At 50.7% G+C, this 14,399-nt stretch carries 16 protein-coding genes; 4 read left to right on the forward strand and 12 right to left on the reverse strand.

Features of this window, described 5'->3' with window-relative positions; all coding sequences use genetic code 11:
- Positions 1-166 precede the first annotated feature (166 nt).
- Positions 167-1,453, forward strand: a complete 1,287-nt coding sequence (locus QZT18_RS21975) for a nitrate/nitrite transporter (RefSeq protein ID WP_294151555.1) — start codon at positions 167-169, stop codon at positions 1,451-1,453.
- Positions 1,454-1,588: 135 nt separating this feature from the next.
- On the opposite strand, the gene QZT18_RS21980 is transcribed toward QZT18_RS21975, so the two are convergent.
- From QZT18_RS21980 to QZT18_RS22020, 9 genes are all read right to left on the reverse strand, one after another.
- A complete protein-coding gene (locus tag QZT18_RS21980; RefSeq protein ID WP_294151557.1) occupies positions 1,589-2,242 on the reverse strand; it encodes a bifunctional 4-hydroxy-2-oxoglutarate aldolase/2-dehydro-3-deoxy-phosphogluconate aldolase in 654 nt (217 codons plus the stop codon).
- Positions 2,232-2,936 (reverse strand): FadR/GntR family transcriptional regulator, encoded by a 705-nt coding sequence (locus QZT18_RS21985; RefSeq protein ID WP_294151559.1) that lies wholly within the window; start codon positions 2,934-2,936, stop codon positions 2,232-2,234. The genes QZT18_RS21980 and QZT18_RS21985 overlap by 11 nt, the downstream gene beginning before the upstream one ends.
- A 48-nt stretch (positions 2,937-2,984) precedes the next feature.
- Entirely contained in the window at positions 2,985-4,286 is a 1,302-nt protein-coding gene (locus tag QZT18_RS21990; RefSeq protein ID WP_294151561.1) for a hypothetical protein, read from the reverse strand.
- 54 nt (positions 4,287-4,340) lie between these two features.
- Positions 4,341-5,360 carry a 2-dehydro-3-deoxygalactonokinase gene (locus QZT18_RS21995; RefSeq protein WP_294151563.1) on the reverse strand — a complete coding sequence of 340 codons (1,020 nt, stop codon included), beginning with the start codon at positions 5,358-5,360 and terminating at the stop codon, positions 4,341-4,343.
- Between the two features lie 13 nt (positions 5,361-5,373).
- Entirely contained in the window at positions 5,374-6,657 is a 1,284-nt protein-coding gene (locus QZT18_RS22000; protein WP_294151564.1) for a TRAP transporter large permease, read from the reverse strand.
- A complete protein-coding gene (locus tag QZT18_RS22005) occupies positions 6,657-7,139 on the reverse strand; it encodes a TRAP transporter small permease (RefSeq protein ID WP_294151566.1) in 483 nt (160 codons plus the stop codon). Before QZT18_RS22005 ends, QZT18_RS22000 begins: the two co-directional genes overlap by 1 nt.
- A gap of 35 nt (positions 7,140-7,174) precedes the next feature.
- On the reverse strand, positions 7,175-8,224 hold the full coding sequence (locus QZT18_RS22010; RefSeq protein WP_294151568.1) for a TRAP transporter substrate-binding protein: 1,050 nt from the start codon (positions 8,222-8,224) through the stop codon (positions 7,175-7,177).
- A gap of 90 nt (positions 8,225-8,314) precedes the next feature.
- On the reverse strand, positions 8,315-8,992 hold the full coding sequence (locus QZT18_RS22015; RefSeq protein WP_294151570.1) for an RraA family protein: 678 nt from the start codon (positions 8,990-8,992) through the stop codon (positions 8,315-8,317).
- An 82-nt stretch (positions 8,993-9,074) separates the two neighbouring features.
- Positions 9,075-10,070: a C-terminal binding protein gene (locus QZT18_RS22020; protein ID WP_294151572.1), complete on the reverse strand. Its 996-nt coding sequence runs from the start codon at positions 10,068-10,070 to the stop codon at positions 9,075-9,077.
- Between the two features lie 543 nt (positions 10,071-10,613).
- Here QZT18_RS22020 and QZT18_RS22025 point away from each other — a divergent pair.
- Complete coding sequence (locus QZT18_RS22025) at positions 10,614-11,759, forward strand: aldo/keto reductase (protein WP_294151574.1); 1,146 nt, start codon at positions 10,614-10,616, stop codon at positions 11,757-11,759.
- Positions 11,760-11,761: 2 nt separating this feature from the next.
- Here the strand turns inward: QZT18_RS22025 and QZT18_RS22030 are convergent, their stop codons facing one another.
- A complete protein-coding gene (locus tag QZT18_RS22030) occupies positions 11,762-12,547 on the reverse strand; it encodes a hypothetical protein (RefSeq protein WP_294151577.1) in 786 nt (261 codons plus the stop codon).
- A 182-nt stretch (positions 12,548-12,729) separates the two neighbouring features.
- On the opposite strand from QZT18_RS22030, the gene QZT18_RS22035 reads away from it, so the two are divergent.
- Together QZT18_RS22035 and QZT18_RS22040 are read left to right on the forward strand one after the other, a co-directional pair.
- Complete coding sequence (locus QZT18_RS22035; RefSeq protein WP_294151578.1) at positions 12,730-12,903, forward strand: hypothetical protein; 174 nt, start codon at positions 12,730-12,732, stop codon at positions 12,901-12,903.
- Between the two features lie 26 nt (positions 12,904-12,929).
- Positions 12,930-13,178 carry a spore coat protein gene (locus QZT18_RS22040; RefSeq protein WP_125144111.1) on the forward strand — a complete coding sequence of 83 codons (249 nt, stop codon included), beginning with the start codon at positions 12,930-12,932 and terminating at the stop codon, positions 13,176-13,178.
- A 117-nt stretch (positions 13,179-13,295) separates the two neighbouring features.
- Here the strand turns inward: QZT18_RS22040 and QZT18_RS22045 are convergent, their stop codons facing one another.
- Both QZT18_RS22045 and QZT18_RS22050 read right to left on the reverse strand, forming a co-directional pair.
- A complete protein-coding gene (locus QZT18_RS22045; protein WP_294151582.1) occupies positions 13,296-13,955 on the reverse strand; it encodes an MgtC/SapB family protein in 660 nt (219 codons plus the stop codon).
- Positions 13,956-14,177: 222 nt separating this feature from the next.
- On the reverse strand, positions 14,178-14,399 hold a 222-nt coding region (locus QZT18_RS22050; RefSeq protein ID WP_294151584.1), incomplete at its 5' end, for a Uma2 family endonuclease.

A 14,399-nucleotide genomic window follows, 5' to 3' on the forward strand; every position in this document is an offset into this window, starting at 1 on the left:
GCGCGAGCGTTTCCCGAAGGAACTTTTTCTGCCCGGATTCCCCACCCGCGACAACTTGAAAACCGGGACTGAAGACTCACAACCTCCCTCTCACCATCCCGAACCCCGACCGTTCCGGCGGCGTTCTCATTCCTCAACTAAATCCACACACAAGGGGGATAATTCCATGAAAGAAGACAGTCCATACCGTTTTGTCATATGCGCGCTCAGCACGGCCACGGTTTTCGTCTGCGTCGGACTGGTCAGTAACGCATTTTCCATCTATCTGCCTTTTATAATCGAGGTCCACGGATTTACCAACACCCAGATTTCCCTGATGGCTACGGTGAAAAGCGTGGCATCACTGGCCGCCATGTTTTTAGTGGATCACTACTACGCAAGGCTGGGACTTAAGAGAGGCATTGCGCTGGCTGTTTTCTGTGCCCCGGCGGCCTTTCTTATCTACGGGTTCTCATCGACTCCGGCCCTTTATTATCTTGCGTCCGCCATATCCGGTTTCAGCTATGCGCTGGGAGGCATGATTCCGGCTTCCCTTCTCATCAGACAGTGGTTTCCTCTCAAACCGGCCGCCGCACTGGGAATCGCGGCCTCCGGGAGCGGCCTGGGAGCCATTCTCGGGCCTGTGGCTCTCCTGTTTTTAATCAGGAATTTTGGTCTTTCCTCCTCTTTCCTCATCGAGGCGCTGGCCGTAGTCATTTTTTCCCTGCCCGTGATTGTGATGATACGCGAAAATCCGGCCCTTACCGCACCCGAGCGCTCCGGGAAAACTGAGCAGGCTGCAAAAACGGCCTCTCCGGCAAAACACTCCTGGCACAGACATTCCTCCGGCAGCGGCGGTCAGCCGCTGCTGCACGACCGTCTGAGCCGCCGGGAACATTTCTGCATTATGGCCGGAATATTTTTAATCGGTGTGGTCGGCCTTACCGGATATAATAACCTGTCACTGCTCTATACGACCACCGGCCATTCGGCCGCCATGGTTTCGTTTTTCTTATCGTTTATGGGGGCGCTGCTTATTATCGGCAAATGCTCTTTTGGATGGATTGCAGATCGGATTGGAAGTTATCCCGCGGCGGCTCTCTTCTGCCTGCTGCTCTGCATCGGACAGACGCTCTGCTGTTTTGCCCCGCAGGCCGGGGGCCTCCTATTCGGAGTCACCTTCCTGTTTCTCGGGATAGGGCTTGCGCTGGCGTCGGTGGGACTCTCTCTTATGGCGTCCGACTTCTGCCGGGTGGGCAATTTCGCCACGGTGCTGAAAAATTATCAGCTCGCTTACTCTTTAGGCGGCCTCGTATCCAGCGCCGTGCCGGGGATTCTGGCCGATATGACGGGAAGTTATCTTCCCTCCTATATCCTGTTTTTTATTTTTTCCATTGCTATTTTTCTATTTATTGTTCCCGTATACAGGCGGCACGGAGGCACTCTCCCCCACAGGCCCCTGAAAACCGCCTGAACTCACAGGGCCCCTTCCTGTGAAACAGAGTTCCCTTGCGGAACTCCCGCGCCAAGCGCGAAAAAGAAGGTGAAAGTTCCGCCCCCCGGATCTTTCACCTTCTTTTTGCCTTCTTTTTGCCTTCTTTTTACCTCTTTATATCCCTGTGGCCGCCCTGTGGAACAGACGGGCTCTTTCTTCTATTACATCAAATGCTCCGGCGCGGATTTTCTCTAAATCCACAAGGTTTCCTCCGATTCCAAAACAGGAAACCCCGGCCGCCAGAAATTCAGGCACCGTTTCCGGGGTAACGCCTCCGACCGCCGATACGGGAATATGTCCCAGCGGGCCTCTCAGGGCCTTGACATAGGAAAGTCCCATAAGAGCCGCGGGAAACAGCTTCACAATATCGGCTCCGGCCTCATAGGCCGTCACAACCTCGGTCGGAGTAAAGGCGCCCGGCATGGAAATCATGTCAAGCTCCCTGGTTTTTCTGATAACCTTCTCATTGACATTCGGGGAGATGACGTAGCAGGCTCCGGCCTCTTTTGCTTCCTCCACATCGCGCTCCGTGAGCACGGTTCCCGCTCCGAGAAGCACCCGGTCACCCAGCTTCTCTTTGATTAACATAAGGCTCTTAAGCGTTTCCTTCCGTCCTTCCTCCGATGAATGGTTATAGGTTATCTCCGCCAGACAGACGCCGCCATTTAACAGGGCGCGGATGGTCTGTTCCATATAACGGAAAGGGACGCCCCTGACAATGGCAATCACCTTGTCCTCTTTCATCCTGTCAAGTATCTCATTTCTCATTCTTTTCACTGCTCCTGTGCTTTCTCCGGTTTTCCTGGACAGCCTGGATCGTTGCATCGATGTGTTTCTGCATATACATCGTGGCAAAATCCACATCTTTTTCCTTTATGTATTTCAGGATGAATTCATGATATTCCAACCCGATATCCGGCCCAATCCAGAGATTGACGTGTTCCTGGTGACGCAGCAGGACTTTGTTCAGGGAATTGGATATGCGGAAAATAAATTCTTTTTTCGTCCCCTTCGCAATGATGTCATGAAAATGATAATCCGCCGTGTAAAACGCCTCCATGTCATCCCCGCATCCCTTCATAATCTCATACTGCCTCTCCAGCTCCTCTATGTCCTCCTGCGTTGCATTTCTGATAAACAGCGCCACATTGCCGCACTCATAATAACGGCGGTACTCCAGGATACTGATCAGATCATCATATACGACGCCGTCAAAACCCAGATCCAGATCCTCCTGCGGTTTCGGGGCCTGGACATAGGTACCCGAGCCCTGTATACAGTAAACAACGGACAGAGACACCAGTTTATTGAGAGCCTGCCTCACCGCCACGCGGCTAATCTGAAGCTCCTTACAGAGCATGGCTTCCGTCCAGATTTTATCTCCCGGCTTCCACTCTCCGCTTTCAATCTTATCCTGAATAAATGTATAGGCTTTTTCCGTCGCATTTTTAGTATATGCCACCTGCAATTCCTCCTGGGTTATATTTTGTACCGGAGCGTATTTAAAAATTTAAACACGCTTCAGCCTGCCGTTTTCATCAAATGCAAATCCGGCCCGGCCTGCTGCCTCTGCATCTTCTCTCCGGGTAAATTCGTCAAGAAGAGCCTCCGACACCCGGATCTCATCGAGTTCCAGCGTGTTTTTGATCCAGATAATCCTGGGAGAATCCGTACGGAGTGGGGCGGCAATCTTAATGGCTGTCCTGATAGCTTCCCTGTCGTTGTTCAGGATAATGGGCAGCCTGGACGGCCCCAGGATTCCTGCCGTAATGGAATTTGTGTACATAATCCCCAGATCCAGGTTTCTGACACAGTCCAGAGTCGTAATATCCGCCATTCCAAGTCCTGCGCCGTTGCCTCCGGACTCCTCAGTGGTTCCGAGAACGACAATGTTTTTAATTCTGATATCGGTAAAACCCTCGTTTAAACCCGACCCGGGACGACCCGTCACATTGGGATCCATCCCCTCGCCGCTGATATTTTTTCCAATCTCCTCAATAATCAGCACATCCACTTTCTTTGCCTTCAGGCAGGGCATATTGGCCTTGGCCAGCTTCAAAAGTTCCCTGTCTCTTTCCAGCAGACGTTCCGGCAGAACCGCTTCAAGAACCATCGGCTCATCATAGGCATTGTCCACGATCGCCAGGCCGCCTAAAACGGGAGCCTGTTTTAAGATGATTCCCGCCGCCTCGGGAAGGGCCCAGGGGAAATTTTCAAATCCCAGCTTGTGCAGACTGGCGCAGCCCTTATGCTTCCCAAGGCCGATCACCAGCATTTTTACAAGGCCGCTCTCATGCTCTCCCTTGAAATCGGCATGCGGCTTGATCTTATTGACGAGGAAAATCCCATCCGCCTCCATGGCTGCTCTTGAAAAGTAAAGCGGGAGGCCGTTGGAAAGATGTCCCGCAGGCACCGTATCCATCTCCGGCATAAATTCCGCCCCAAGACTCTCCGGAGTCAGCCCCAGATGGCGCAGCACCTCCATCTGTCCCTCCACGGTTCCGCCTCCGTGGCTTCCCATGGACGGAACGACAAAGGGGATTGCTCCCTTTTCTTTAAAAAAGCAGATAATTTCTTTTAAAATTCCGGTACAGTGGGAAATCCCCCGGCTGCCGGCCGTCACCGCGATTCGTTTGCCCGCGAAGGATGCGGAGCCGAATTTCTGCTCCATCTCTTCCCTCACCGTCTTCTCTATCTCTTCTATTTTCTCCTTCGGAAACTGCTGATGCACCAGGTACATTTCGGGCATTTCAATTCCGTCCAGCAGATTACCGAAATTCACCGCTATCTTTTCATTACCCAGTTTCTCCATTCTAACCCTCCTGTTCTCCGGAACATACTTGGCTGAACGTATTTAAAAATGCGTTCAGCCACGCTCCTTCCCCAGATAAATACAGGCAATCCCAAAGGCTCCTCTGGCCGAGAGAGACGGCCCCGGTTCCGGTTCACGCCGCCTTAATTCCTTCAGGTAGCCGTCTTCCGACAGCAGATCGGCAAGGCCGCTTATAAACGGCTCTTTTCCGGCCACAATTCCGACCGTCCGCGCCGCCCGCTCCCCATCGCAGCAGCCCCGCAGCGCCGTCACATCGTTCCACAGCACGGTCCCCAGCAGGAAATTGGCCGTCCATGCGCTCTCCCTCTCCTCACCGTTTCCAAACATGCGGTAAATCCTGGATAAAAAGGCCGCCCGCCCAAATCCCTGTGATTGTGCCGCCCGGTATCCCGCCAGAACCGCGGCTTTGCTATAGGTATCTTTGGAGACAAAACGTTTTTCCACAGCGTCCGCAAGGATTGTATGGTTCGTTACCGTCTCCAGCAGTTCGCCGGTCAGGGTTGTCAGACAGCCCGTGATCTCTTTATTCTCATTGACAAAGACAAACTTTGTATGGGACCCCGGAAGGATAAAGACATAGGGTGTTCCCGCCGGATATTCCGTGAGAAGAGCCAGCGTCTCCACCTCTTCCCCTCTCATTATATCCATAATGTCCAGATTTTTCCAATCCTTTAGTTCGTTCTTAAGTCCCCGAATAAAGTAGACGGGGACCGGACACACCTCGGGCAGCTCCGCTTTCAACACGCTGTCCGCAAAATCGGAGGCGCAGGCCGGGGCCGTGAGATGAGGCACTTCCATCAGCCCCACATTGGATGTGACCATACCCGAGGCGAATACGCCTGCCACCTGTTCAAAGGCTACACCGTATTCCTCCGTCAGTTTTCTCAGGCAGTCTCCCGTTTCTTTTTTCAGGAAATTGTTATTTCCGTCTATTGCCGTATTCCTGACTCCCGCATGGCATTTTTCCTCTCCCAGGAATGTGCCGTCCCGATGCCACAGGGAGGCCCTTGTATTGGTCGTCCCCGTATCCAGGGTTATGATATAATCTCTCAAATTTCCATCCTCCTTACCCGTTCAGAACTGCCGGAAGCGCCAGGCTGATGGCCGGCACAAAAGAAATCAGCAGCAGAACGATAAACATTACCGCGAAATAAGGCAGTATGGCTTTTGTTATCTCCTCCACCTTCAGTCCGCTGATGCCGCTCGCCACGAAGAGATTTACCCCCAGCGGAGGCGTACAGAAACCAATGGCAAGGTTGGCCGTCATCATAACGCCGAACATGACAGGATCCACACCCAGACCGGTTACAACCGGCAGAAGGATCGGCGTCAGGATAATAATAGAAGCAATCGTCTCCATAAACATTCCGACAAAGATCAGGAAGATATTGATCAGAAGAAGAATGATGTACCTGTTGGATGAAATACCCGCTATAAAATTCGCCAGATTGTTCGGCACCTGCTCCAGCGTCAGAAGACGGCCGAATGTGGAGGCGAATGCAACGAGTCCCATACAGGTTGCCGTTGTCTTTGTGCTTTTTATAAAAGCCTCCACCAGTGTTTTGACGGTGAGTTCTTTATAGACGAAAAATCCTATCACAATCGCATAGAATACGGAAACCGCGGCCGCTTCCGTTGGAGAAAAGATTCCACCGTAAATCCCTCCCAGGACAATCACGGGCGCAAGCACGGCAAAGATGCTGTCTTTTGTAACCGTCAGGGCTTCTTTCAGATCGAATTTACGGACTTCGCTCTCGATTTTCCTCTTGCCGTAAAGGAATCGCGCCATCAGGCAGAAACCGACGGAAAACATAAGTCCCGGAATGATACCCGCCATAAAAAGCGTGCTGACCGAGGCTCCGGACGAAATACCGAACATAACAAAGGGAATGCTCGGAGGAATCAGAACTCCTACAATTCCGGCGGCCGCCGCCAGGGCCGTACTGTAATCCCGGGGATATCCCCTCTTTTCCATCTCGGGAACCACGTTGGAGCCAATGGCCGCCACCGTGGCCGGACCGGAACCGGAAATCGCGGCGAAAAATGTGGAAGCCGCCACCGTTGCGTAGGCCAGGCTCGCCTTCACGGAGCCCAGCCAGGCATCCGCCAGCCTTACAAGACGTTTGGATAAGCCGCCCGTATACATCAGGTCACCCGCAAGAATAAACAGCGGGATGGCCAGTAACGGATAGGAACTCACGGCCGTCACGATGGAACGCACCTGAAGAAGCGGGGTTGCCGTCCCATAGACCAGTATGGTGAGGGCGGACGACATCGCCAGCGCAATGGCAATCGGCATGCCCACCAGAATTAACACAAGCAGTGAAATAAATAAAACGCCTGCCGCCATTACACTACCTCCTTTTCTCCGACAATTTCCACCAGAATCTGGGCGATCCTTAAAATGCTGAGTGCAGAACCGATTGGCGTCGCCAGATAAAGGCTCCACATCGGATACTTGATTAGCAGTCCGTACTTTCCGACCACCGAGGAGTCAAACAGCAGACGCACTCCGAAATAAAAGATATAGCAGAAGCCCGCAAAGGCAATTCCATAGCAGAGTATCTTCAGAGCCTTCTGCACTTTCCACGGAAAACACCCCACGACGGCCGTCACGTTTACATGGGAACCGGCCCTGAAGCCATAACTTATGGCAAACCAGACAAACCAGACAAACAGAAACAGCACCAGATCGGATGCCCAGGGAATCGCCTGTCTGACAACGTATCTCATAAATACATTTACTACCATAATCGCTGTAAAAACCATGAAAAGCGCCACGCAGACGAACTTCTCCAGATTTTCATCAAGCCAGCCAATTATTTTTTTCATAGAAACCTCCTTTTCAGGCTCCAAAAGTCAAACAACTATTTTACCGCCGCCTTTTCCACCGCCTGTGCAAATTCATCGTACACCCCGGCGCCGACTTTTTCCCTGTACTTTTCAAGTGTCGGCTGTGCGGCTTCGATAAATGCCTGTTTTTCCTCATCCGTAAGCTTTGTGACGATGCATCCGGCCGCTTCCATCTCTTTTAACTGGCTCTCTTCTTCCGTTTCCACCAGTTCCATCTGGTAATCATACGACTGTTTAAACGCATCATTTAAAATGGTCTGCTGTTCTTCCGTGAGTCCGTTCCAGAAATCGGTTGTCACAAGAGGAATGTATGCGCAGTATACGTGCTCCGACAATGTGATATATTTCTGCACTTCATAAAATTTCTGGGAATAGATGTGGGCAATCGGGTTTTCCTCACCGTCGAACACTCCTGTGCTCAGGTTTGTGTAAAGCTCTGAGAATGGAGACCCCTCCGCCGAGCAGCCGAGGCTGTTCCAGAAATCCACATGAGCCTCTACCTGCATGGTTCTGATCTTCATTCCGTTTAAATCGGCCGGCAGATGAATTTCTTTCTTGCTGTTTGTCAGATGACGCATTCCGTTCTCCATATATCCCAGACCGTGAAGTCCGGCCTTCTCCAGTTCGGCAAGTTCTTTCTGTCCCCACTCCCCGTTTAAGGTAGCAAGGGCCGTTTCGCGGTTGGGATATACGTAGGGAAGCTCAATCAGGCTCATGCTGGGGCATTCATCCGTCAGATAGGAGCTGGGTGATACCGCCATGGTCAAATCTCCTGTTTTTACCCCTTCTATCATCTCTCCGTCGGAGCCGAACTGCTGGTTCGGGTAAATCTCCACTTTAAATTTACCGGTCTCCTCCACGATATCCTTGAATTTCAGAAGCGCCCTGTGCAAATGATAGGTCTCGCTGGCGCCATGCGCAATCTTAAGTGTAATCGGGGCGTCCGTTCCCGCCTGCTTGTCCTGTTTTGCCGCGCCGCCTTCCGATGAGCCGGAACACGCCGTGAGTGATAATGCCATTGCCGCCGCCAACATAACCGCCGATATTTTTTTCATTCGTTTCATTCTTTGTATCCTCCCAATTCTTCTGTTCTTTAATCACTCATTTTCCACAGGTAATCTTTATTATTCAGGGTCCCCTGTTTCCTTCATTTCTTAGATTCTTCCGAATTTGGCCAGTAATTCCTCTACGCCTGCGCCCTTCAGGATTTCCTCCCTCGTTGCAATCTCACGGTCCGCCTGTTCTCTCGCTGCCGGATAAACCTCGGCCAGCTTTTCATAAGGTACGACCGCAACTCCGATTTCATCCGCCACAATCAAATCTCCGGGATTTACAACCAGGCCTCCGCAGCACACCGGTACATTGATTTCTATCGGCTCTTTCCTTCCCGAGTAAGCCGTATGGGCCGCCCTTGGACCGCATACCTTTGCCGTGATTGGAAAATCCATCATCCTGGCCTCGTCCGTGTCGCGGCAGCTTCCGTCAATCACCGCTCCGGCTACTCCGGCATTTCTGGCTATCCCTGACATCAGACCTCCCCAAATCGATGTCTCCGTCTCACCAAAGGCGTCAATCACGATGACGTCCCCCGGCTTCGCAATCTCAAATACCCTCAGGCAGTCCACGATATCCCCCGCCGTCAGCTTCACCGTGATGGCAGGTCCGATTATCTTTTTGTCGGCTGCCTTGGGTTTCATGTCGTGGCGCATCACATTGTCACGCTCCATCGCATCCCCCACGACACAGGAAAGTGAAAGCACATCCTCCATGTCCCTGAACGGTTTAATTAATTTCTCATCGATTTCCGGTCTCTCATTAACGATACATTTCATTTGTTTTTCTCCTTTTGTTTTGGTGTGATATTTTATCATTTTATTTTTCTGGTTTTTATATCCGGTTTCATGCGATAATCTTTTATTTTCTTTTTGCAGGGTAAACCTGGTTGGCGGGACGCTCTCCCAGGAGCACCGCTTTGACATTTCCCGCGGCGATGCGGCGGCACTCGTCCAGCGCTTCTCTGCTTATGTAGGCCGTGTGCGGAGTGAAAAAGCAGTTGTCAAGCTGGAACAGAGGATTAAGCTGCGGCGACCAGCCCTGCATCTTCATCGGCTCCTCCTCCGGATCATCGAGAGCCGCCCCGGCAATCCATCCTTCCTTTAATGCCTTATAGAGCGCCTTGTTGTCCACGCATTTCCCTCTCGTCACTCCCACAATATAGCTGTCGGGCTGCATCAGGCGCAGCATTTTTTCATTGACGATATGGTGCGTTGCTTCCATATAAGGAGTCAGGACACATACGACCGTGGAGGTACAAAACAATTCTTCCTGATCCACCTTCTTCACTCCGAAGGTTCTCATATAGCTCTCCGACACAAACGGGTCGCTGGAAATCAGTTCAAATCCAAACGCCGCCATCTTCCTGGCCAGGTTCTGTGCGATTCTCCCAAATCCAAGGAAACCGTACCGCGCATTCCGGCACCGCCTGATCGGCGCTCTCCAGTCCTGCCACCGATAGCTTCCGGCGTGGACTTTATCATTGTAAAACGGGACATTCCGCACCAGCATCATCGAACAGGCGGCCGCATGATCCGCTACCTCGTCCAGACAGTAGTCGGGCACGTTGGTCACGACCATTCCATGCTCGTAAGCGGCCTCCACATCGAGGATATCCACTCCGATTCCGTATCTGGCAATCACCTTACAGTTTTTGAGCTGTTCTATCGTACTCCTCGGGATTTTTGCATACTGCTGGATAATGGCATCCGCATCCCAGGCGTACTGCGGGAGCGTCTTTCCCGTATTGTCCTTCAGTCCAATCACCTCAGCCCCAATCGGCTCCAGAATACTTTTTTCAATATCAATATTTTCATAATCGTAATCACTGATATAAACTTTAAACTTTTGTTCCATCTTTATCCCCTGATCTTTCACAATTGATAATACCAATTTAGTTTTTAACAATATATTGTTTTTTCTAAAATAACATTTTCAACTTTTATTGTAAATAGATTTGTGCATATTTGCTCATTTTCGGCGTGTTTCACAATTTTCTTTTGGATATTTTTGATACAACTTTAAAATTTGTATTATCTTTAGGATAGCATCTTGTATTATCTTTAGAATGGTATCTTGTATTATCTTTTACGGGACCGTTTCTTTTTCGGCCATTCCATCTTTATGGGGGAAAGGTGGATTTTTATTTTACCGGAATGCCCTTGGCAAACCGTAATTTTCCATATATACTTTCTTTATACCGTCTCCATCCATACACCGGAGCTATTTTCAAACAGGCTCCAGGAGACAAGGCTGCGTATGAGGTCTTCGGCAGCGGCATTTGGCCTGTGCTTCATGGACCTGCGTTTTCGGGACCTGCGTTTTCGGGACCCGCGTTTTTGGGACCCGCTCTTAGAAAGATGCGGTTCCACAGACAGTAATAAAGAGGAGGATACAGCGATGAGATACAGGAAACTCGGCAATACCGGACTGGAAGTAAGTGAAATCGGACTTGGGGCGGAGTGGCTGGAGCGCCATAATGCCTTGGAAATTAAAGAAGTGGTTGATGCATGTGAAAAAGAGGGAATCAATATTTTAGACTGCTGGATGTCTGAGCCGAACGTCCGCACCAACATCGGCACGGCGCTTGAGGGGCGGAGGGAAAATTGGATTATCCAGGGCCACATCGGTTCCACCTGGCAGGACGGCCAGTATGTCAGGACACGTGAGCTTTCCATAGTAAAAGAGGCATTTGAAGATTTGCTTACAAGACTTAAGACGGATTACATTGATCTCGGCATGATTCACTTTGTGGACGATACAGCCGAATTCGAGAGAATTATGTCCGGCGAATACATAGAGTACGTGCGCGGCCTGAAGGAAAAGGGAACCATCCGCCACATTGGCCTCAGTTCCCACAATCCCGACGTGGCAAAAATGGCTGCGTTGTGCGGTGAGATTGAAATGATTCTGTTCAGCATCAATCCGGCCTTTGATCTGCTGCCCGCCACCGATGATATCACAAGATATTTTGAGGAGAAGTACGATGAATCCCTGGGCGGCATTGCTCCGGAGCGTGAGGAGCTTTACCGGATCTGTGAACAGCAGGGCGTCGGTATCACCGTCATGAAGGGATATGCCGGGGGCCGTTTGTTCGATGAGCGCACCTCCCCCTTCGGAGTGGCCCTCACTCCGGTGCAGTGCCTGCACTATGCCCTGACCCGCCCGGCGGTGGCCAGTGTCATGGTCGGGTATGATACCCCGGAGCATGTCCTGGCGGCAGCCGCCTATGAAACTGCCTCCGAGGAGGAAAAAGATTATGCAACCGTCCTGGCCTCTGCACCTCATCACGCCTACGCCGCGGGCCAGTGTACATACTGCGGCCACTGTGCTCCCTGCCCGGCCGGCATCGACATTGCCATGGTCAATAAACTCTACGATCTGGCGACCATGCATCAGGAGGTTCCGGCTGCCGTACGCGAACATTACAGGCAGTTAAATGCCAACGCCTCCGTCTGTATCGGCTGCAAAAACTGCGAGAGCCGCTGTCCCTTCAACGTCTCCGTGGCGGAGCGGATGGAAAGGGCAAACCGGTTATTTGAATAAAACTATTCTGTTTCCGAAGCGCTTCTCTCCATAATCTCAATTGCCATCTTCGCCACCGCATCCGGATGTTCCCAGGCGTCGTCCTCCCAAAGGCTGAAAGTGATGTCTTTATAAGCCCACGTGGCGAGCACGCCGTGGACGTCCGAATTTTCTGCCGTCACCTGGACGGTGATATCAATCTTCGTTCCATCTTCCAGCTTTGTAAACCAGCTCTGCTTTTTACTGCCGTCAAATACATAGTAGATGCCGGAGATGTCTCCCTCCTTGCTCTTTCCGGCCCTTGCAATGGCATCGGAGCCTGTAATCTCATCGACAAACTGAATCTGAGCCACCCTGCCGCCGATTATGGTAAAAAGAGGCTCACTGTACCACTGGTCATTAACCGGAAGTTCGAGTTTCAGGCCGATGGACTCAAAATCGGATGAGGAATCCACCTGTCTGATTGGATTTGCCATTCCCGCACCTGCATTCTCCTGCGGCAGTCCTTCCTGTTTCCCTGTTTCCGCCTTTGTTTCGTTTACTTCTTTTCCCGTTTCTTCCTGTTTCGCCGCAGAGACGGGTTTCGACTCTTTGGCTTCCGGTTTTGAAGTTTCCGGTTCTTTAACCGTCTCACCGCCGGAGGTCTCCGTTTGTGCCTGCCCTGCGGCGGCCCCGGTCCTGGTACCGTCCGCTTTACCGCCCCCGGCGCAGGCGGCCAGCGAAAGACTCATAAAAACGACGGTTCCCGGCAACAGCAACTTCTTGAAAAAATTTATTTTCACCGTATCCTTTACTATCTTTTTATCCATAAACATTCACCCTGCTTTCTGAAATTTACATTCATTATATCTTCCCGGCCGATTCGCCACAAGCAAATTTATCCTTACGGTTCTTACAATTTAAAAATTCCTAAAAACAGGAATTTAACTGGAAAGAATATGTGCTGATACTTTTCCTTAATCCTCACATACTAATTGTGGAGGTGATAAACATGAGTCCAAAGGAATTAGATTATATTGAAGACGCTTTAGGACACGAGAAATTTTTCAAAACTCAGTGTCAGGATGCGATTCAGAATCTTCAGGATCAGGAACTGAAAACCTGTGTTCAGCAGATCGCTGAAAAACATCAGCAGATTTTTGACAGTATCTACCATTTAACGTAATAAGGGACAGAAAGGAGGAATGTGAGATGGATGACAGATGTATAATGGAAAACCTGCTTCTGACCACTAAGGGTGTATGCGATCTGTATATGCACGGAACGATTGAATCTTCCACGGCAGATGTGCGTCAGAGCTTTGATCAGGCTTTAAATAACAGCCTTTGCATGCAGGACGATATTTACAAAAAGATGTCCGCTAAGGGATGGTACACCACCGAACAGGCGGAGGCCATGAAAATTCAGAAGGTAAGAAACCAGTTCTCAGGCATTTCATAAAAACCTGAATTTATAAACCCTTCCGTCCTTTTCCCGGTATCAGGCTGCTATCAGGAAAAATACGGAAGGGTTTTATTCTTTACCCGTCACCGGTGTGCAGGCCGGCGGTCCGACAGTCTAACACCTTACATATGTCACTCCGCCGCAGTCCAGCAATAACTTGGTCAGCTCCATCTTGCCGAATTCTTTCGGCAGGAACACTCCCATCTCAATTTTATACTCCTGTTTCTCGGTCATCTCGATTTCCAGGTCCACCACTTCGATTCTACGGCCGGTCAGCTTTTCCTGGATCTCCCCGATCTGCGGATTTTCTTTCATGACCATGACCACTTTCTCATATTTGTGCTCTTTTTTCATGACAAACTGTTTATGCAGGATAAACTGCATCAGCACAATCAGAACCGTGACGGCAATGCCGATATAATACATTCCCGAACCAACCGCCATACCGACGCCGGCGGTGGCCCAGATTCCGGCTGCCGTGGTAAGCCCGCTGACGGCCCGGTTTCTGATAAATATAATCCCCGCGCCAAGAAAGCCGATTCCGCTGACAATCTGCGCCGCAACCCTGGATGCATCATAATTCTGGATATCGTAAAAACCGTATTTGGAAACTATCATAATCAGGGCCGCTCCCAAGGCGACAATCGCATGGGTCCTGATTCCCGCCTCCTTATTCCTGTTTTCCCTCTCATATCCAATCACAAGCCCGCACGCCGCGGCCGTCAAAATGCGCAGAAAAAACTCCGCCATCGTCACAAATTCCTGCTGTGTCATGTCATGTTCCTCCCGTTGTTTTAGAAGTCATTTCCCGTGTTCTGCTTTCTGTCCGGTCAGACATAAGGCCCGTTCCTGACCGCTCATTGGAACCGATACTCTATTATATCATAATAGAACAAATAGGGCATTCAAATGCAGCTGATTATAGCATTTTTCGTTTTCTCAGCCTAATTGTGCCTGTGGGAAAAAAGTAGAAGCGGAGGAGCAGCCGGAACGGTCTTACCACTCATGGATAGCAACAATCCAATACTCCCTGACTCCAGTTTCCTGATACAATGTCAATTTTTTGTAGTAATCCAGTTTCCGGCTTCCCGGCGACACAATTTCCACGATAAAATCAGGGGCTCCATAGCAACCCTTTTCGTCGATTTTCTCCTCATCACAGATAATTGAGATGCGAGGACGCCTCTGTAAGACGGCGGACGGGGGAGTGGGAGGGTG

The organism is uncultured Clostridium sp., assembly GCF_900547735.1.
GTDB lineage: Bacteria > Bacillota > Clostridia > Lachnospirales > Lachnospiraceae > Otoolea.

Coding starts and splice junctions, on each gene's coding strand:
- QZT18_RS21990 (WP_294151561.1), bottom strand. CDS start 4,286: ATGGAGAAACTGGGTAATGAAAAGATAGCGGTGAATTTCGGTAATCTG.
- QZT18_RS22045 (WP_294151582.1), bottom strand. CDS start 13,955: ATGACACAGCAGGAATTTGTGACGATGGCGGAGTTTTTTCTGCGCATT.
- QZT18_RS22030 (WP_294151577.1), bottom strand. CDS start 12,547: ATGGATAAAAAGATAGTAAAGGATACGGTGAAAATAAATTTTTTCAAG.
- QZT18_RS21975 (WP_294151555.1), top strand. CDS start 167: ATGAAAGAAGACAGTCCATACCGTTTTGTCATATGCGCGCTCAGCACG.
- QZT18_RS21980 (WP_294151557.1), bottom strand. CDS start 2,242: ATGAGAAATGAGATACTTGACAGGATGAAAGAGGACAAGGTGATTGCC.
- QZT18_RS22005 (WP_294151566.1), bottom strand. CDS start 7,139: ATGAAAAAAATAATTGGCTGGCTTGATGAAAATCTGGAGAAGTTCGTC.
- QZT18_RS22015 (WP_294151570.1), bottom strand. CDS start 8,992: ATGAAATGTATCGTTAATGAGAGACCGGAAATCGATGAGAAATTAATT.
- QZT18_RS22040 (WP_125144111.1), top strand. CDS start 12,930: ATGGATGACAGATGTATAATGGAAAACCTGCTTCTGACCACTAAGGGT.
- QZT18_RS22020 (WP_294151572.1), bottom strand. CDS start 10,070: ATGGAACAAAAGTTTAAAGTTTATATCAGTGATTACGATTATGAAAAT.
- QZT18_RS22010 (WP_294151568.1), bottom strand. CDS start 8,224: ATGAAACGAATGAAAAAAATATCGGCGGTTATGTTGGCGGCGGCAATG.
- QZT18_RS22035 (WP_294151578.1), top strand. CDS start 12,730: ATGAGTCCAAAGGAATTAGATTATATTGAAGACGCTTTAGGACACGAG.
- QZT18_RS22000 (WP_294151564.1), bottom strand. CDS start 6,657: ATGGCGGCAGGCGTTTTATTTATTTCACTGCTTGTGTTAATTCTGGTG.
- QZT18_RS22025 (WP_294151574.1), top strand. CDS start 10,614: ATGAGATACAGGAAACTCGGCAATACCGGACTGGAAGTAAGTGAAATC.